The sequence below is a fragment of the Eubacterium sp. LMAG:50 genome (genome assembly GCF_008680265.1).
GTDB lineage: Bacteria > Bacillota > Clostridia > Lachnospirales > Lachnospiraceae > Eubacterium_U > Eubacterium_U album.
Genome location: NZ_NALP01000007.1, coordinates 833659 through 853738 on the forward strand (window position 1 = coordinate 833659; position 20080 = coordinate 853738).

General features: G+C 33.9%; 12 protein-coding genes. All 12 read left to right on the forward strand.

Going from position 1 to position 20080, the window contains the following annotated elements; all coding sequences use genetic code 11:
- The first annotated feature begins 1 nt into the window (after window position 1).
- The 12 genes from CCC31_RS08965 to CCC31_RS09020 all read left to right on the forward strand — a co-directional run bounded on the left by CCC31_RS08965 (window position 2) and on the right by CCC31_RS09020 (window position 19944).
- A complete protein-coding gene (locus CCC31_RS08965) occupies window positions 2-1018 on the forward strand; it encodes a glycoside hydrolase family 16 protein (protein WP_022088816.1) in 1017 nt (338 codons plus the stop codon).
- A 9-nt stretch (window positions 1019-1027) separates the two neighbouring features.
- Window positions 1028-2389, forward strand: coding sequence for a family 16 glycosylhydrolase (locus CCC31_RS08970; RefSeq protein WP_290850992.1), 1362 nt, complete (start codon window positions 1028-1030; stop codon window positions 2387-2389).
- Window positions 2390-2456: 67 nt separating this feature from the next.
- The gene (locus CCC31_RS08975; RefSeq protein ID WP_022088818.1) at window positions 2457-3461 is read left to right on the forward strand and encodes a LacI family DNA-binding transcriptional regulator; all 1005 of its coding nucleotides are present in this window, start codon (window positions 2457-2459) and stop codon (window positions 3459-3461) included.
- A 61-nt stretch (window positions 3462-3522) separates the two neighbouring features.
- Entirely contained in the window at window positions 3523-6702 is a 3180-nt protein-coding gene (locus tag CCC31_RS08980) for a cellobiose phosphorylase (protein ID WP_290850994.1), read from the forward strand.
- 178 nt (window positions 6703-6880) lie between these two features.
- Window positions 6881-9577, forward strand: coding sequence for a cellobiose phosphorylase (locus CCC31_RS08985; RefSeq protein ID WP_290850996.1), 2697 nt, complete (start codon window positions 6881-6883; stop codon window positions 9575-9577).
- Window positions 9578-9770: 193 nt separating this feature from the next.
- On the forward strand, window positions 9771-10676 hold the full coding sequence (locus CCC31_RS08990; RefSeq protein WP_290850998.1) for a glycosyl hydrolase family 17 protein: 906 nt from the start codon (window positions 9771-9773) through the stop codon (window positions 10674-10676).
- Window positions 10677-11033: 357 nt separating this feature from the next.
- Window positions 11034-12551: a hypothetical protein gene (locus CCC31_RS08995; protein WP_290851000.1), complete on the forward strand. Its 1518-nt coding sequence runs from the start codon at window positions 11034-11036 to the stop codon at window positions 12549-12551.
- A 302-nt stretch (window positions 12552-12853) separates the two neighbouring features.
- Window positions 12854-15880 carry a discoidin domain-containing protein gene (locus CCC31_RS09000; protein WP_290851002.1) on the forward strand — a complete coding sequence of 1009 codons (3027 nt, stop codon included), beginning with the start codon at window positions 12854-12856 and terminating at the stop codon, window positions 15878-15880.
- 252 nt (window positions 15881-16132) lie between these two features.
- On the forward strand, window positions 16133-17044 hold the full coding sequence (locus CCC31_RS09005) for a LysR family transcriptional regulator (protein WP_117910613.1): 912 nt from the start codon (window positions 16133-16135) through the stop codon (window positions 17042-17044).
- A 270-nt stretch (window positions 17045-17314) separates the two neighbouring features.
- Window positions 17315-18346: an ATP-binding cassette domain-containing protein gene (locus tag CCC31_RS09010; protein WP_022088256.1), complete on the forward strand. Its 1032-nt coding sequence runs from the start codon at window positions 17315-17317 to the stop codon at window positions 18344-18346.
- On the forward strand, window positions 18336-18995 hold the full coding sequence (locus tag CCC31_RS09015) for a methionine ABC transporter permease (protein ID WP_178515413.1): 660 nt from the start codon (window positions 18336-18338) through the stop codon (window positions 18993-18995). The genes CCC31_RS09010 and CCC31_RS09015 overlap by 11 nt, the downstream gene beginning before the upstream one ends.
- 103 nt (window positions 18996-19098) lie before the next feature.
- Entirely contained in the window at window positions 19099-19944 is an 846-nt protein-coding gene (locus tag CCC31_RS09020; RefSeq protein ID WP_290851007.1) for a MetQ/NlpA family ABC transporter substrate-binding protein, read from the forward strand.
- Window positions 19945-20080: the final 136 nt, after the last annotated feature.

The following is a 20080-nucleotide window of genomic DNA, read 5'->3' on the forward strand; positions in this document are numbered from 1 at the left end:
AATGAAACGAAAACTGACAGCAATATGTATGATATTCGCCACAGCTTTTGCTGTGGTGGCCTGCCAGTCTTCTGATAAAAGCCAAACAAATAATACGAAAGATAAAACAGAGACTCAGACAGTCAAAGAAAGAATAGCAAATAGTATTCCGGACAGATATGATGATTACGGTGAAACAAAACCGGCTGATTATTATGTCAAAGCAGATGGATTTGATTATGACTATAGCAATTTGAATTACAAACTTGTATGGTCAGATGAGTTTGATTATGAAGGACTCCCTGATGAAAGCAAATGGACTTACGATATAGGTAAAGGCCAAGGCGGTTGGGGAAATGGCGAACTGCAAAAATACACAGACAAAGGAAATGCCTGGGTAAAAGATGGTAAGCTTACAATCGAACTTAGAAAAGAACAGGATGAATTCGGGAAAGATATGTATACGTCAGCCCGAATTAAAACAAAAGGAAAAGCTGATTTCCGATATGGTAAATTTGAAATTAAAGCAAAATTACCTAAAGGAAAAGGAACATGGCCCGCGATATGGATGCTTCCATCAAGTACTACTGAATATGGTGGATGGCCTATGTCAGGAGAAATTGACATAATGGAACATGTTGGATATTTGCAAAATATTATTCATTCAAATGTGCATTGTCAAAAATACAATGGATTGGATGGCTCTAATAAAGGTTGGGCAAAAAAAGTCGAGGGTGTTAGTGAAGAATTTCATACATATGGATTCGAATGGCTACCGGACAAATTAATATTTACCGTGGATGGTGAAACAATATTTACTTACGATCCCGATGAATATGTTGGAAATAGTAAAAATGTAACAAAAGATGAATGGCCTTTTGATAAGGAATTTCATCTTATAATGAATATAGCTTACGGCGGAAGCTGGGGTGGAAGTTCAGGAACAGATGATGAATGCCTTCCACAGCAGATGCAGGTAGATTATGTTCGTGTATATCAAAGCGACGTTATAAGCGCTTTGGCAGAAAAAGAAAAATAGGAGGCGCAAATGAAAGCAATGAAAAAAATCACATCAGTTGTTTTATCATTATTAATGGTTGTTTCTATAATTGGTGTTATGCCAACTCAAACAGATGCAGCTATCAAGGTTTTGACAGGCAAAAAGACAACTATTTCAATAGGCGAATCATATGGTATCGCTACATTAGCAAAGGGAGTTAAATACTCTACAAGCAATAGCAAAGTTGCTTCAGTTAACAGCAAAGGTTCAGTAAAAGGTAAAAAAGCCGGTATTGCAAAAATTAAATTATCATCAAGTGCCGGAACAGCAACAGTTAAGGTTACTGTTACACCAACTAAGGTAAAAGGTGTTAAGGCTAGCATTGCTTCAAGTACAGAAACAGCTTCAAACGTTACTGTATCTTGGAAGAAAGTAAAAGGAGCAACAGGTTATTATATCTACAAATCAACAAATAAGAACAAGGGATTTAAGAAGGTTGCTACAGTAAAAAAAGGTAAAAAAACAAAAACTACAATTAAGAATGTAGCCGGTGGTGCAACATATTACTATAAAGTAAAAGCTTATGCTAAAGCAGGCAAAAAAGCAATTGCTAGTAGCGAATATTCAAATGTTGCAAGCGTAAAAACTTGGAAGTTGACTTGGTCAGATGAATTTAATGGAAACAGTTTAGACCTCAATTCATGGAAATATGAAACAGGAGCAAATGGATGGGGTAATGAAGAATTTCAGGATTATACAGAAGGAAAGAACATTAAATTTGAAAATGGTTGTTTAGTAATTATTCCTAGAATGGAATATGATTTAGTTGCTAAGAAACCTGTATATTGCTCATCAACAAGAATTAATACTAAAGGTAAAAGAGAATTTACTTATGGTAGAATGGAAATAAGAGCAAAGGCATCTAAAGCAAAAGGTACTTGGTCAGCAGGATGGATGCTTGGAGCAAACAATGATACAAAAACATGGCCATTATGTGGTGAAATTGATATTTTAGAAGCAATGAACGGTGGAGTTCCACAGACAATCCATTGCCCATATTTTAATAACCAGTCAACATCTCATGGAAATAAGAATTATGACACAGGTCTTACACAGGCTACTGCAGCAGCAGATTTCCATACATATACAGCAGAATGGAATGAAAATTCAATCACATTCATGGTAGATGGAAGAGTAGTTGGTGTATATGATCCTTCAAAATTCAGTGCAAGTATTTTCAATGAAGCTTGGGTATTTGATCATTCATTCTTCTTCATTCTTAACTGTGCAATCGGTGGTAACGCTGCAGGAACAGTTACAACAGATGGATGGACATTAACAGGAACAAATGGAAATATTCAGACATATGAAGACTACTATTATGTTGACTATGTAAGAGTATATCAGTAAGATAAAATTGACTGTCACCCGTTAAGTGGCGGGTGACAGATATAATAAAACCTTAGGAGGGAATAACATGGTTACAATTAAAGATGTTGCTAGAGAAGCAGGAGTTGCAATATCTACGGTTTCTAATGTATTTAACAATGCTGACATCGTAAGTGAAGATACAAAACAGAAAGTATTAGAGGCGGTTGAAAAATTGCATTATATCCCTAATATGAATGCAAAGTTATTAAAATCTAATAGAAAGAATACAATAGGATTATTTGTAACAAGTTTACAGGGAGATTTCTATAAGGTTTTAACACAGGCAATTCATTTGCAATGCAAATTAAACGATTACTTATTAAACATATATGTAAGTAATGACAACTCACCGGATGAAATATATCGTATGATAATTGCATCAGGCGTAGCAGGAGCAATAATTTATCATGAAGATTTAACAGGCGATTATGTAAAGCGAATTGCAACAGTTAATATTCCAATGGTATTTATTGATAGAAATTGTAAGGGAAAAAATATTTCAGGAGTATTTGTAGATGACAAATTAGGAGCATCTATGGCAGTTGACCATTTGATTAAACTTGGTCATAAGAGAATCGGTTACATGCATGGTAACGAAAGCGGTGACGATGAACATCGTTATGCCGGATATGCGGAGATGATGGAAAAGAACAATCTCCCAATCGATAAGGAATTAGAAGTCAGAGGATATTATGAGGAATCACTTGCGTACAGTGAAATGAGATCACTGTTATCAAAAGGAATTGATATCCCAGATGCTATGTTCTGTGCAAATGATGAAATGGCATGGGGCGTTATTCAGGCATTTCAGGATATCGGTGTGAGAGTACCTGAAGATGTAAGTGTTATCGGATATGATGACAGTACAATTAGTCCTTATTATGGAGTACCTCTTACAACAGTACACAGCCCAATTGCAGAAATGGGTAGTGTAAGCGCAAATGAGCTTTTCAGATTGCTCAAATCAGATGATGATAAGAATGGAACAGTAACTAAATTATCACCAAAAATGGTTTATAGAAGCTCATGTGGTAGAGCAAAAGAAAGATAAAAAAGAAAATTATTAGCGTAAGCATAAAGATAAATATAATGATAAAAAAAGGAGTAATAAAATGAGTAACTACAGACTTGAAGGTAAGACTTTTGTTATAGATGATTATGATAGAATGCCGGCTTTTTCAAGCTTTTTGCCAGGTCTTGCAGGTGTTAAAGGAATTCCAATGTGGACATTCTACACTAACAGAGGACAGGGAATGAATAGTTTTGGTATTGGCAACAAGGGAAATGCCATTATGGAATTTAACTCAGCTAATACAGCATTTGAAAACACACAGGTAAAAGGTTTTAGAACATTCTTAAAAATTGATGGACAGTACTATGAACCATTTTTCCAGTATGAAGATGATGCAAAACGTTCAATCAGAATGAATAAAAACAGTTTCAAGATTATTGAAAATAATACTAAATATGGTATTGAGGTTACAGTAAATTACTATGTACTTCCAAATGAAAGTATCGGAGCTCTTGTAAGACAGGTTTCTGTTAAGAATACAGGAGATAAGGTTAAGAACATCGAAATCGTAGATGGTCTTCCAAAGATTATTACATACGGAATTGCAAATGGTGAATTTAAGGAAATGTCTAACTTATTTAAAAGCTGGGCAGACATTAAGAACCTTGAAAACAAAGTTCCATATTATACACTTAGAGCTTCAACAAAGGATTCAGCTGAAGTATCAGACGTTGAAGGTGGTTACTACTATTTAACAATTAAGGATAATGAATTACAGGATGTAATCTATGATGTAGATACAGTTTATGGTTATGACTTATCTCTTATGAAACCTGTTAATTTTGTAGAAGGTGGAATTGATAAAGTATTAGCAAAGAAACAGTGTTTTGCTAATAAAGTACCTTGTGGATTTACTCCATTTAAGGCAGAAATTAAAGCCGGGGAAGACTTCTCATTCTCAACAATGATTGGTTTTGCAGGTTCAGTTGAACAGATTAATGCTAAACTTGCAGATTTCACAGTACCTGGTTATTTAGATAAGAAATTTGAAGAAGCAGAAGAATTAGCAGATAGCTTCACTTCAGATATTAAGACAAAGACAGCAGCCGGAATATTTGACCAGTATGTAGAACAGTGTTACTTAGATAACTTCTTAAGAGGTGGATATCCATATGTATTAAACAAAGATGGAAATAAGTCAGTAATTCACTTGTTCAGTAGAAAACATGGTGACCCTGAAAGAGATTACAACTTTTTCTCAATCGCTGCTGAATATTATTCACAGGGTAATGGTAACTTCAGAGATGTATCTCAGAACAGAAGAAATGATGTATTCTTCAAGAAGGACGTTGGTGACTTCAATGTTAAGACATTCTTTAGTCTTATTCAGGCAGATGGATACAATCCACTTGAAGTAAGACCAAGTCTTTTCAATGTAATTGAAGGAAAAGAAGATGAAGTTCAGGCTTATGTTGAAGAATCAATTAACGGTGATGCTACAGCAATTAAGGAAATTGTTGCAGGTAAATTTACACCGGGACAGATTTCAAACACAATTGCAAAACTTCAGTTAGAACTTAAGATTGATGATGGAGAATTCATTGCAAATATTTTAAATAACTGTAATCAGAACATTGAAGCAGGATTTGCTGAAGGTTATTGGAGTGATCACTGGGATTACAATATGGATTTAGTAGACAACTACTTAAGCATTTTCCCAGATAAGATTGATGAGTTCTTATTCGAAGACAAAACATATAAATTCTATGACAGTGTAGCAACAGTTGTACCACGTGATGAAAAATACGTAATTAACAACAAAGGTGCTGTACGTCAGTATGGTATGGAAGTTGAAGATGAAGAAAAACTTGCAAGACCTGGATTTAATAAATGGGCTACAAACTGGTTACAGACAAAAGACCAGAAGCCATATATGACAACATTATCAGTTAAGATGATTATTTTAGCACTTAGCAAATTCGCTCAGCTTGATGTTGACGGAATGGGTGTTGAAATGGAAGGTGGAAAACCGGGATGGAATGATGCCATGAACGGACTTCCTGGATTATTTGGTTCAGGTACACCTGAAACATTTGAATTAAAGAGACTTGTAAACTTCATCATTGACAATTTCGAAGGCGAAGGCAAAATCGTAATGCCTGCTGAAATTGCTAAGTATTTAAGAGATGTTAAGGCTACATTAGATAAGGCAAATGCAGGCGAACTTAACGATTTTGAATATTGGGATGCAGTTGCAACAATCAGAGAAAATTATAGAGAAACAATTAAACTTTACTTTAGTGGAGAAGAAACAGCTCTTGCTAAATCTGAAATAGTTGAAATCTTCAAAGCATTTGAAGCTAAGATTGAAAAAGGCATTGCAAAAGCAGTTGAAATTGGTGAAGGCGTAGTTCCTACATACTTTACACATGAAGTAACTGACTTTGAACCAGTTGTAGATGCTGATGGAAATCCTGTAATGAGTCATTATGGATTACAGAAAGCTAAAGTTAAAGGCTTTAAGGCAGTTCCACTTCCAGCCTTCCTTGAAGGACCTGCAAGAATGATGGGATATGTTGATACAGACACAGCACGTGAAATGTTTAATAATGTTAAAAAGACAGATATTTACGATAGCAAACTTGGAATGTATAAGACATCAGCTTCAATCGAAGAATGCTCAATGGAAAATGGACGTTGCCGTGCATTTACACCAGGATGGCAGGAAAGAGAAAATGTATTCCTTCACATGGAATATAAATATATGTTGGCAATGATTAAAGCGGGATTATATGATGAATTCTACGAAACAGTAACAAGAGCGTTAGTTCCATTCTTAGATCCAAATATGTATGGAAGAAGTATTCTTGAAAATTCATCATTTATCGCATCAAGTGCAAATCCAAATGAAGACATTCACGGAAGAGGTTTTGTTGCAAGACTTTCAGGTTCTACAACAGAAATGATTTCAATGTGGATTGAAATGTTTACAGGTGGAAAAGTATTTACATATGAAAATGGAGAATTAGTACTTAACTTCACACCAAAGCTTGCAAAATGGTTATTTGATGAAGGAAAGGCTACATTCAGATTATTATCAACTTGTGATGTAACATATGTAAACAACACAGGAAAAGATACATATGGTGCTGATGCAGCAGTAGTTGATAAAGTAGAAATAGACGGAAAAGTAGTTTCTACTGAAAATAAGATTACAGGCGAATTAGCAGAAGCTGTACGTGATGGAAAAGTAGACAAGATTACTGTTTATTTTAAATAGTTGCTAAATGAATAGGCGGAGATCCAGGAGGGTGTCCGCCTTTTGTGTGAATAGTGATTGCAAAAAACGCAAATTTTTATAAAAAATTAACATTTTACACACTTATAAAGACATACAAAGGATACGGGCTGTGGTTTTTGCGAACGCTTACTTGAGTATATTAGAAAGAGGAGAAGAAATGGGAAGTCTTAAATATATAGATAAAAAAGGTACATTTACACTGGACAATCCTGATTTAACAAGTTATATGTATTTTCCACTTGCAAATGAAGCAGGAATGATGAGTGCAATTACTCCTGATTTAGGTGGTGACATTAAGTTAGATCAGAATACATTTTTGTTAGAGCCTGTAAGTAGTGAAAATTTACATAATAACAAATCAAGCAGAAATTTCTGGGTTTATGTTGAAGGAAAAGGAGCATGGTCTGTTACAGGTAGATCTGCAATGCAACAGGCACAGTTGTTTACAGATAAAAAAGATGATGTGAAATTAACTGCAGGTATTATGTGGCATGAAATAGAAAGAAAATCAGATGAATTTGGATTGTCAGCTAAAATTACATCATTTGTACCTTCTACTGATGATAAAGTAGAACTTACTAAGATTGTAATTACTAACAATACAGAGGGAGAAGTAGAATTTACACCTACAGTAGCAATACCTATGTATGCACGTTCTGCGTCAAACATTCGTGACCATAGACACGTTACATCATTATTACATAGAACATACACAATAAAAGACGGTGTAGTAATTAATCCTACATTAACATTTGACGAAAGAGGTCATAATCTTAATAAAGTTTATTATGCGACATTAGCTAAAATGACAGGATTTGAGAAAATGGTTAATCCTGAAAGTTTCTGCCCTGTTACAGAAGAATTCATAGGAAATGGCGGAAATTTTGAAAATCCATATTATGTGATGAAAAACATGCCATTACCATACAAGGAAGGAGAAGAAGTTGACGGTTATGAAACTGTAGCAGCGATGCAGTTTGAAAAAGTAACATTAATGCCAAAGCAGTCAAGAACTTTCGTAGTAGCTTTAGGTTACGGCGAATCAATGAATGATATAAATGAACTAAGTAAAAAGTATTTATCTGTGGAAGAATTTGATAAATATTTAGAGGAAACAAAGGAATTCTGGCAGAAAAAAATAAATGTAAGTTATAGTTCAGCAGACAAGGAATTTGACAATTGGATGCATTGGGTAAACTTCCAACCGATGCTAAGAAGAATTTATGGATGTTCATTCTTACCACACCATGATTATGGAAAAGGTGGAAGAGGATGGAGAGATTTATGGCAGGATTGCCTTGCACTCTTAATTATGGAACCGGCTAAAGTTCGTGGCATGTTAATTGATAATTTTGGTGGAGTCAGATTAGATGGAACAAATGCAACAATTATTGGTTCTAAGCAGGGCGAATTTATTGCTGATAGAAATAATATCACAAGAGTATGGATGGATCATGGCGCATGGCCATATCTGACAACGGAGTTATACATTGAACAAAGTGGTGATATAGAATTTTTAACAGAGAAAAATGCATATTTTAAGGATCCACAGGTTTGCCGTGGTGAACAGAAAGACTTAGAGTGGAATGATGCACAGGGAAATAAGCAGTTAACAAATGATGGAGAAGTATATGAAGGAACAGTACTTGAACATATGCTTATGCAACATTTGACATCTTTCTATGATGTAGGTGAACATAATCATATTAGACTTAGAGGGGCTGACTGGAACGATGGTCTTGATATGGCTGATGAGAGAGGCGAAAGTGTAGCATTTACAGCACTTTATGGTGGAAATCTTGGAAATATGGCAAAACTTATAAAGAGTTATGCTGACATGACAGGAAATGAAACTGTCGAATTAGCTAAAGAAATGCTTTTATTATTAAATGTTGATCCAACAGTTTATGATAGTATAGACGAAAAACATGAAGTGTTATACAGCTACTGTGAACAGGTAAAGCATAGTGTAAGTGGTGAAAAAGTAAATGTAAAATGTACAGAGCTTTGTACAATACTTAATAGAATGTCACAGTGGATAGCAGAGCATATCAGAAATACAGAATGGATTAAGAGTAAAGATGGTTACTCATGGTTTAATGGTTACTATGACAATCATGGAAATGCTGTCGATGGTGATTTTGAATCCGGTGTAAGAATGATGATTACAGCTCAGGTGTTTACAATTATGGCAGGAACAGCAACTAAAGAACAGATAAAAGACATTACTGCAGCAGCAGATAAATATCTTTATGATGAAAAAGTTGGTGGATATAGATTGAACACTGATTTTAAAGAAGTAAAAACTGATCTTGGAAGACTTTTTGGATTCGCATATGGTCATAAAGAAAATGGAGCAGTATTCTGTCACATGGCAACAATGTATGCAAATGCATTATATCAGAGAGGATTTGCAAAAGAAGGATATCAGGTTATAAATACTCTGTTTAAACATTGTAATGACTATAAAGTAAGTGGAATATATCCGGGAGTACCTGAATATATCAGTCAGCGTGGAAGAGGAATGTACCATTACCTTACAGGGGCTGCAAGCTGGATGCTTCTTACAGTTTTAAATGAAATGTATGGAGTAAAAGGTGAAATCGGAGCGCTTAAATTTAAACCAAAGCTTTTAGCTAAACAGTTTGAAAATGGAGAAGCTTCAGTAAGTTGTATGTTTAGAGGTACAAATATACATGTAACTTATAAGAATGGCATGTGTAAAGACGCAGGCGATTATAAAGTTGCAGTTATTTATATTGACGGACAAAGATACGGCGAAACAGATACGATTGCAAAAGAAGATGTAGACAAATTTGGTGATAAGGCTGATATTGTGGTTGTATTACAATAGAAAGTTTATATTTTTTTGATTTGAATATTAAAACTGAAGTAAATTTAAAGATTAAAGCATAGCGGGGAATCTATGGGTTCTCCGCTATATTGATAAAATGCTAACAGAGACATACGGAGATGATAATAAAGAAATGCTAATTTCCACTATTGTTTTGTAAAATAAAATCAGGAAGTTGAAAGGAAAAGAGAAAATGTTTGAATGGGGAAGAGCAATATGCTATTCAGGGTACAGAGAAAATCAAAGCCCATTAAATGAAACGTATCCAACATACGATGAGATAAAGGAAGATTTAAGAATAATTGAAAATGAAGGATTTAAATATATAAGAATGTATTCGCCGGTTGTATATGCGGAAATGACATGTCAGGTTATTAGAGATTGCGGAATGCGAATCAAGGTAATGCTCGGACCTGAACTGATTTCAGAAGTTAATAATCCGGGATGCTCGTGGGTCAAAGAAGTCTATACTGATGAAGAATTAGCTAAAAGGGCAGAATTTAATGACAGACGAATTGATAATCTTATAAGAATTGCAAATGAAAATAGTGACATAATAAACGCAGTTTCTATAGGAAATGAAAATACTCCTGAGTGGGGAGCTAATAATGTTCCGGTAGAAAGATTAATATCTTTTGCAAAAAGATTAAAAGCAGAAACAAATTTGCCTGTAACATTTAATGAAGGTGCATTTGAATGGGTAAAACTTCAGGAACTTGCCAAATATCTTGATATTATAAGCGTACATTCATACCCTCTTTGGTATGGAAATACAGTAGAAGAAGCATTGGCAGTCAACAAAGAATGGTATAAGAAGATATGTGATTTATATCCTGATAAGCCTGTTATCTTTTCAGAAGTAGGCTGGGCGACTGATTGTGCTGATTTTTCTCAGATGAAGGAAGGTCAGGCAAATGAAGAAAATCAGAAGAGATATTATGAAGAATTCTGGGATTGGTCAGACAAAGAAAAAATAATATCTTATATGTTTGAAGCTTTTGATGAACCTTGGAAAGGTGGCAACAGGCCAAATGAAGCAGAGAAGAACTGGGGAATATTCAGAGTGGACAGAACACCAAAGTTAGTAATGCAAAAATAAAAAATAAATTAAAATCTCTCTTACTGAAAAGCAGTTAGAGAGATTTTTAATTTAAAGGAAATTTTGCACATTTATAGTGATGCCGGAGTTTATTTTATAAAAAAATTTTATAAATGATTTTTTTAATCGATATAATTAGAAATGTTATAGTATTATTTGAAAATAAAATGTAAATATGAAAATGTTTCAATAGTATTTTACAAAAAACGAAACAGATAAAATCAAATATGCCGTGCAATTATACTAATTAAATTGTGAAAATTACAATATTATTGGTTGTAATGCATAAAACAATGTGCTAGAATGAAATATGTAATAAAAAGGTTTTTATAACCAGGATATTGAAAGGAGAATAAAATGAAATTTAATAAGATTTCAAGAAAGGTATTGGCATATGCGTGTGCAACAGCAATGGTATTTTCAAGCGTATCTGCTTATCAGGTGTTGCAGGTAAGTGCATATGAAGAGAGTGATTACACAACACTTGAAAATGAGAAGAACACAACTGTAGGTGATTGGACTTTATATGCAGGTAAATGGGGATCAAATACAGGAGAAATGGCTTATGCCGGAAGTAAGGTTGATGATTTAAGTTTAAAGATTATTTCATCAGATGGCAATTTAGGAAGTTGGAAATTGCAGGCTAAGCACACTGTTACAGGATTAACAAAAGACACTACATATGATTTGAAATTAAAATTTAATTCATCTAAGGCAGGTAAACTTATATATAAAGTTGAAAACCCTGATGTGGCAAAAGTAGGACTAGAAATTAAAGAGGGTGAGAATGAAGTTGCACTTCAGTTTAAGGCTACTTCAGAATCAAGAGTTATGGCACTTGATTTGAGTGGCATGCCATCTGGAACAGTACTTGATTTTGGTGGAATTACATGCACAGAAGCTACTGAAATAGAAACAACAACAGCACAGCAGACAGATGAAGAAGGTTATTATTCATCATCAAAGAGCCAGTGGACAACATCTTTGCCATGGCAGGTGTTTACTGTTGGAAGCATGAAATATAAGGGAACAGCAACAAAGAATGCCGTAACAGCTGACTTTAAATTTTTAGAAGCAGGCGGTGGAGACTGGAATACACAGGCAAAAGTTCCTGCAGATAAACAGGTATTTGGACCATTAGAAGCAAGTGGAGATGGAGTAAATTATAAAGTTAAAGTTGCTTATACTTCTACAGCTACATTTGGAGCTAACCTTCAGGTAAACGGAAAAGATAATAATGTTACATTTGAAGAAGGAACACATGAATTAAATTTAGATTATGTTTCAAAGGCTGATTATCCTACAATCTTTATGAATTTAGGAAATGCAGTTGCAAATTCACAGTTGACATTTACTATGACATTTACAAAGGATGGAGAGACAGAACCAACAGAAACAAAACCAGCTGAAACACAGCCGGAAGTAACAGAACCAACAGAAACAAAGCCAGCTGAAACACAGCCGGAAGTAACAGAACCGACAGAAACAAAGCCAGCTGAAACAACAACTGCAAAAACAGCAACAACTACAACAGTAGCACCAACAACAACAGCTCCTGCTACAACAGTAGCACCAGCAAAAGTAACAGTTAAGAAAGTTGCTATTAAGAAAGCTACAAAGAAGAAATCAGCAAAGAAAGCTTCAATTGTACTTAAGAAAGTAAGTGGAGTAGCAGGATATCAGGTTAAGGTATCAACAAGCAAGAAATTTGCTAAGAAGACAACAGTTACAGTTAATGCAAAGAGCGTAAAAGTAACAGTTAAGAAATTAAAAGCTAACAAGACATATTACGTAAAAGCAAGAGCTTACAAGAAAGTAAGTGGAAGCAAAGTATATGGTAAATGGAGTAAAGTAATAAAAATAGCTAACAAGTAATTTAATACAACCAAACTAATTTAGGAGAGTAGTTTTTACTACTCTCCTTTTTTTTGAACTATTTTTATTTGTGGAAAAAATATAATAAAACAGAGAAAAATACTGATAAATCTTTCACTAATTGTGTATTTTATACAATAAAACAAAAAATAAGTAGTAGCAAAATATATTGTGCAATGTGCACAATAAAAATGTTTTTTAAACTGTGATATTGTTGAAATGTGCACATAATTATGATAAAATTTAAAACAACATTGGGGCACATAATAAATGTGTAGCACATTATGAAGGGAGACAATAAAATGAAAATTAGGAAAGGAATTAAGTTAGCCTGCTCATATGGTCTTGCGGCAGCAATGGTTGTTACAAGCGCTACAGGCTATCAGGTAAAGAATGTTAGTGCGGCAGATCAATATGGAATTGCTTTATTGGATGGAGAAGAAGCTGTTCCTGAAGGATATACCTTACTTAATGAAGGATGGAATCCATTGGGAGAGAATTTAATCTACAAAGTTGGAGACAAGAATGATGTAGATGGTTCAGAATGGAATCTGTATTCAGGCAATTCATGGTCAGGAGTTTCAGCAGCAGCTAAAGATGGAGCTGATGGACAGAATACAGTATCTGTATATGTTATAAATACTGCAGCTCAGGCTTGGGGACTACAGCTTGAAAAGGTTTTTGGTAATTTAGAAGGTGGAAAGTTCTATAAATATAATATTAAGTATACAGTTGATGGAACAGAAAATTCATGGGAAGAAATGGCAATAGCTGATGAAAACGGACAGATTAAGGTTACTAAAGATCTTAGTGGCGTAGTTAAGGCTGGACAGACATTTACTGTAACAGATGTTACTATTGAAGAGGTAACGGTTAGTGATGAAGTAAGATGGCTTACAACAGACAGAAACCTTGCATATCAGAAATCATCATCAGTAAGTAATTATAAAGAGGGAAACAATGATTCAACAACACTTACAGATGGTATTTGGTATAAGTGGAATGGCAATTATGTTGGTGTTACAACACCGGGATATTTTGAAGTAGATTTAGGAGAGTCATATGCAGCTTCAAGTATTGATGAAGTAGTAGTATGGTTTAGAAATGGTCGGGGGGAATTATATCCGGCAAACGGATTTGATATTCAGTTTGGTGATACAATATTTAAGACAGTTGCATCTGTAACAGAATACCCGGCAGGAGCATCTATAGACCAAAAAGATGGCTCTCAGTACATGGTCGCTAAGGTACTTGATAAAGACAGCCTTAAGGGAAATGTTAGAAAAGTAAGAATAAATGTAAATCAGGCAGTTAACTGGGGAACACAGATTACAGAAATTGCTGTATTCTCAGAAAATCCACAGGGACCTGTAGAAATGGAAAAGGCATCTGCTCCTGCAGGAGTTACAGCAACATCTGATGCATACAATTCTATTACATATTCTGTTGAAGCAGCAGAAGGTCAGGTTGAAGCAGGATATAAATATATGGTATATGCAGGTGACAAGGTAATTGGTGATAATGTTGAAGCCGGAAAGTCATACACAAAAACAGGTGTTGATGCAGGTGAATATACAATTACAGCAAGAGCCGTATGTGATGATATGGATGTTTCAGATGCGATTGAAGCAACAGAAACAGTAAAAGTTACAGATATCTCTGAATTAGTTACAGGAGCAAATAATATTGCGAATATTAAGAATAATCCGGAGGCTAAGATAACAGAAGTTTCATCATATTATAATGATGAATATACTATTGATAATGCCGGAGTAGCAATTGATGGAAGTATTGCAAGCGGTGAAGGTAGTGACGTTGCAATCAGAACAGCAGGAGGTCAGGAAGCAAGTGTTGTTCTTGATTTAGGAAATTCATATATTCCTTCACAGTTTGAAAAATTAGTTTTAGCATATTCTAATCCAAGAACATATGCATCTGATACAAAGGTTGAATTCTCATTAGATGGAGAAAAATATACAACAGTAGCAGAAAGTACTGGTTACACATGCAAAAAAGACAACGCAGGAACAGCAGATTTAAATATCATTGATTTAGATTTAAAGGATTACGCAGAAGCCGGAGTAAGATATGTTAAAGTTTCTCTTTCAGGCGGTAGCAACGGATGGGGTTATGTAATTAATGAAATCGGTGTAGGCTTAAATGTAACAGTTGATGATGCTAAAGTTTATACAACAAAAACTCCAGTTGATGCACCTGTAATTGAAAGTAAGACATATACAGGTGAAACAGTTGTAGCAGATATTGAAGATACAGATGATTACACAGTAACAAAGAATGAAGGTGGAGTTGATGTAGGAACATATGATGTTGAACTTACATTAAAAGATGCTGACAATTATTACTGGAGTGATGATAACAAAGCTAAGGCAACAACAAAGACAGTTAAATTTGAAATTACTAAAGCAGACAGAACTGCACCTGAAGGAATTGAATCAGTTGCATCTACATTAGAAGAAAATGCTGATGGTAAGATTACAGGCGTTACAGATGAAATGGAATATAGAGCTGAAGGTGAAGAAGAATATACAGCAGTTACAGGAACAGAAATTGCAAATGTAAAAGCAGGAAAGTATTTTGTAAGATATGCTGACAGCAAGAATTACAATACATCTGAAGATGCAGAAGTAGAAGTTGGAACAGGTAGAAAGTTAAATGTTACATTAACAAATGGAACAGGATATACATTAACAACAGAAGATGAAGCAAGTGTTGTATACGGAACAGAGTATACAGTTAAGCTTGAATTAGCAGCAGGATATACAAAGGATAGTAAGCCGGTTGTTAAAGCTAATGGTGTAGAAGTAGTTGTAGCAGAAGATGGAACATACAAGATTGAAATCAAGGAAGATACAGAAATTACAGCAGAAGGTGTAATTGAAGATATTCCTGAAACAACAAAGGCTCCTGAAACAACAACAGCAGTACCAACAACAGCAGCACCAACAGCAGCACCAACAGCAGTACCAACACCAACAGCAACAACAGCAGCAACAACAGCAGCAGCTCCTTCAAGAGTTACAGTTAAGAAAGCAGCTATTAAGAAAGCTACAAAGAAGAAATCAGCAAAGAAAGCTTCAATTGAACTTAAGAAGGTAAATGGAGCAGCAGGATATCAGGTTAAGGTATCAACAAGCAAGAAATTTGATAAGAAGACAACAGTTACAGTTAATGCTAAGAGCGTTAAAGTAACAGTTAAGAAATTAAAAGCTAACAAGACATATTTCGTAAAAGCAAGAGCTTACAAGAAAGTAAGTGGAAGCAAAGTATATGGTAAATGGAGTAAAGTTGTTAAAGTTAAAAACAATTAATTTCTAAATATTTCATAAATCTATAAAGCTATCGGCACAGTTTATGCCGGTAGCTTTATTATTTTAAAAAATTACACTTTAAAGTTTATCATATAGGTAATTTAGCAATGTAGCATATGGAGAAAAGTAGCTAGGATATTTTATAACCAAGAGATAAAAGCGAAAAGTTATAATATTTGTATAGAATCATTGTGATTAAGTATGCTAAAATATAGTTGGCGAAAAAAGGAGTTCGACAAATTAGGAGGAGTTATGACTTTAACACAGTTAAGATATGCAATAACAGTTGCTAATTCAGACTCAATGAATGAAGCGGCTAGAAATCTGTTCATATCACAGCCGAGTCTTTCTGCGGCTATTAAAGAATTAGAAGAAGAAGCCGGAATAGAAATATTCAGAAGAACTAATAGAGGAATATCAGTTACTCCTGAGGGAGAGGAATTTATTGGATACGCCAGACAGGTAGTTGAACAATACAATTTAATAGAAAATAAGTATATTGATAAAAAAGAATCAAAGAAAAAATTCAGTGTATCAATGCAACATTACACATTTGCAGTAAGTGCATTTGTGGAAATGGTAAAGCAGTTTGGTATGGATGAATACGAGTTTGAAGTTCATGAAACGAAAACTTATGATGTAATTGAAGATGTAAAAAATTTCAAAAGTGAAATCGGTATTTTATATATAAATGATTTTAATAAAAAAGTGTTAACTAAGCTTTTTAAGGAATCAGGTGTTGAATTTCATGAAATATTAAAGTGTCATATATATGCATATTTGTGGAAAAATCATCCATTGGCAAATAAAAAAGAGGTTACGCTTGAAGAACTTGAAGAATATCCATGCTTATCATTTGACCAGGGAAAAAATAATTCGTTTTATTTTGCAGAAGAAGTATTAAGTACTTATAGTTATAAAAGGCTTATTAAGGCGAATGACAGAGCAACATTTCTTAATCTTATGGTTGGGCTTAATGGATATACATTATGCTCAGGAATTATCTGTGAGGAATTAAATGGAGAAGAGTATTGTGCGGTAAAGTTAAAGTCGGATGAAATAATGACTATAGGCTATATCGTAAGAAAAGGAGTAACGGTAAGTCCTTTGGGAAGGAAATATTTGGAAGAAATAAGTAAATTTAAAGATAAAGCATTAGAATAACATGCTTAAATACAGCTTGCTATAGACAAAACCTATAACAAGCTGTATTTTTTTTCGATTAGCACAATTTCTACTAAGGTGCTATACTTTGAAAACATAAGGAATAAAACAATTGAAACAAAGAAAATTAAGTCACAATATATAATAACTTAATAAAGTTAAAAAAGTACATAGAAAGTGCTAATTTAATTATATTAATAAAACAAGTTGATTAGATACAGAAAAATGTATATATGCTGATTAGATTGAAAATGGAAATGAGGTGAGGGCATGTCAGAAATATTAATTCAAAATGTAAGTAAAACATATTCTACAAAAGATGGAAATGTTCAGGCTTTGAAAAATGTAAATTTATCAATAGAGCAGGGAGATATATATGGAATCATTGGTATGTCCGGTGCAGGAAAAAGTACATTAGTAAGATGTATTAATTATTTGGAAGAACCAACAGAGGGAAAAATTTTTATTAAAGGAAAAGAACTTGGTAGTTTTTCTAAGAAAGAACTTAGAAAGCAAAGAGAAGATATCGGAATGATATTTCAACATTTTAATTTGCTTATGCAAAAGAGTGTTCTTGAAAATATATGCTTTCCACTTTATATACATGGGAAGAAAAAGACAGAGGCTAGAAAAAGAGCAAAAGAATTACTTGAAATTGTAGGACTTAGTGATAAGGCAAAAGCATATCCGGCTCAGCTTTCAGGAGGACAAAAACAGAGAGTTGCAATTGCAAGAGCGTTGGCATCAAATCCTAAAATTCTTCTTTGTGATGAAGCAACAAGTGCTTTAGATCCGCAGACAACAGCGTCAATACTTGATTTGCTAAAAGAGATAAATCAGAAATTTGGAATAACGATTGTAATTATTACACATCAGATGTCAGTAGTCAGAGAGATTTGTTCGCATGTAGCAATTATGAAGTCAGGGGAAGTTGTTGAGGATGGAAAAGTATCAGAAATATTTACACACCCTAAATCAGATGTAGCGAGAGAACTTATTAGCAGAGATTTGGGAAATGATATTGAAAATACAGGAAAGGTGGCAGCAAAAATCAGCAAAGGGAAGAATGTAAGAATTGTATTTTCAGAGAATTCATCATTTGAACCTGTAATTGCAAATATGATTTTACAATTTAATGAACCGGTAAATATTCTCAAAGCCAATACTAAAAATGTTGGTGGAGTTGCTAAAGGAGAAATGATATTAGGATTTCAGGAAGATAGCAATAATGTAGAAAAGATGAAAGAATATTTGATAGAAAGAGGTTTAGAGATAGAGGAGGTGGACAATTATGTGGAGTAGTGAAGTAAACAATATGATTTTGAATGGAATATTGGAAACGCTTTATATGACATTGTTGTCTACAGCCGTTGGATATTTATTTGGACTGCCGATGGGGGTGTTGTTAGCAGTATTTGACAAAGATGGGCTTAAACCAAATAGAGTTGCATATAAAGTATTAGACATATTAGCTAATATTGTAAGAAGTATTCCATTTCTTATTTTGTTGATTTTAGTAATTCCATTAACAAAATTAATTGTGGGACAGAGTTATGGCTCGTCGGCAACAGTTGTACCGTTGGTAGTAGCAGCAATCCCATTTATAGCCCGAATGGTTGAATCTTCATTAAAGGAAGTAGATTATGGAGTTATAGAAGCGGCAAGAGCTATGGGAGCAAATGATTTTACCATAGTTGTCAAGGTGATGATTTTAGAATCAAGAACATCACTTATAACAGGAGCAACAATTGCAATAGGAACAATTCTTGGCTATTCGGCTATGGCAGGAACAGTCGGAGGCGGAGGCCTAGGTGATATCGCAATTAGATATGGATATTATAGATATGATTCAGCAATAATGATTGTAACAGTTGTGTTACTTGTAGTTCTTGTACAGGTATTTCAGTCAGTAGGAATGGTAGTTGCATCAAGACTTGATAAAAGAAAATAAATTAATAACTTAAATAATTTTGCAAAATTAATTAATATAAACAAATTTTAAAACAAAAAATATTAATAACTTGAAAATAAAAAGGAAAGAAGAGGAAAGAAATATGAGAAAGAAAATTTTAGCAGTAGTATTAACAGGAATTTTAGCAGTAGGAGCATTAACAGGATGCGGAGCAAAGAGTGATAGTAAAGATTCAGCAAAGGCAAGTGATGATAAAAAGATAACAGTTGCAGCTTCAGCAACACCTCACGCAGAGATTCTAGAAGAGGCAAAGTCTTTGCTTGAAAAGAAGGGTTACACATTAGAGGTAAAAGTATTTGATGATTATGTTCAGCCAAATAACGTAGTAGAAAGTGGAGAATTTGATGCAAACTATTTTCAGCATATTCCTTATTTAGAGCAGTTCAATGAAGAAAAAGGAACACATCTTGCAATTGCAGGAAAGATTCATTATGAACCATTTGGAATTTATCCGGGAACAAAAAAAGATTTAAAGGATATTGCTAAAGGCGATAAAATTGCAGTACCTAATGACACAACAAATGAAGCAAGAGCACTTTTATTATTACAGGATAACGGAATAATAAAATTAAAAGATAGTGCAGGAATAAAGGCTACAGTAAATGATATTGTTGAAAATCCATACAATGTAGAAATTGTAGAATTAGAAGCAGCACAGGTACCAAGAGTTGTTGATGAAACAGCATTTGTAGTATTAAACGGAAATTACGCACTTGAAGCAAATTACACAGTAAGTAAGGATGCTTTAGCTTATGAAAAATCAGATTCAGAAGCAGCTAAAACATACGTAAACGTAATTGCTGTAAAAGAAGGAAATGAAGACAGCGAAAAGATTAAAGCATTGGTTGATGTTTTGAAATCAGATGAAATTAAACAGTTTATTGAAGAAAAATATCAGGGGGCTGTTATAGCATATGATGGAGAATAATCATATAATCTTAGAATGATATGGTGTCATATGAAGATATAATCAGAAATTTAGAGTTATACTTTTAATAAAATAAAGTAGGTAGAGGATTAGATATTGATTTGTTTAATAATTAAATCCTTTACCTATTTTATTT

What these genes read in the sequence shown, in the direction of transcription:
- CCC31_RS08985 (WP_290850996.1), top strand. Translation starts at nt 6,881, where the DNA reads ATGGGAAGTCTTAAATATATAGATAAAAAAGGTACATTTACACTGGAC.
- CCC31_RS08970 (WP_290850992.1), top strand. Translation starts at nt 1,028, where the DNA reads ATGAAAGCAATGAAAAAAATCACATCAGTTGTTTTATCATTATTAATG.
- CCC31_RS08975 (WP_022088818.1), top strand. Translation starts at nt 2,457, where the DNA reads ATGGTTACAATTAAAGATGTTGCTAGAGAAGCAGGAGTTGCAATATCT.
- CCC31_RS09010 (WP_022088256.1), top strand. Translation starts at nt 17,315, where the DNA reads ATGTCAGAAATATTAATTCAAAATGTAAGTAAAACATATTCTACAAAA.
- CCC31_RS08990 (WP_290850998.1), top strand. Translation starts at nt 9,771, where the DNA reads ATGTTTGAATGGGGAAGAGCAATATGCTATTCAGGGTACAGAGAAAAT.
- CCC31_RS09020 (WP_290851007.1), top strand. Translation starts at nt 19,099, where the DNA reads ATGAGAAAGAAAATTTTAGCAGTAGTATTAACAGGAATTTTAGCAGTA.
- CCC31_RS09000 (WP_290851002.1), top strand. Translation starts at nt 12,854, where the DNA reads ATGAAAATTAGGAAAGGAATTAAGTTAGCCTGCTCATATGGTCTTGCG.
- CCC31_RS09005 (WP_117910613.1), top strand. Translation starts at nt 16,133, where the DNA reads ATGACTTTAACACAGTTAAGATATGCAATAACAGTTGCTAATTCAGAC.
- CCC31_RS08995 (WP_290851000.1), top strand. Translation starts at nt 11,034, where the DNA reads ATGAAATTTAATAAGATTTCAAGAAAGGTATTGGCATATGCGTGTGCA.
- CCC31_RS08965 (WP_022088816.1), top strand. Translation starts at nt 2, where the DNA reads ATGAAACGAAAACTGACAGCAATATGTATGATATTCGCCACAGCTTTT.
- CCC31_RS08980 (WP_290850994.1), top strand. Translation starts at nt 3,523, where the DNA reads ATGAGTAACTACAGACTTGAAGGTAAGACTTTTGTTATAGATGATTAT.
- CCC31_RS09015 (WP_178515413.1), top strand. Translation starts at nt 18,336, where the DNA reads ATGTGGAGTAGTGAAGTAAACAATATGATTTTGAATGGAATATTGGAA.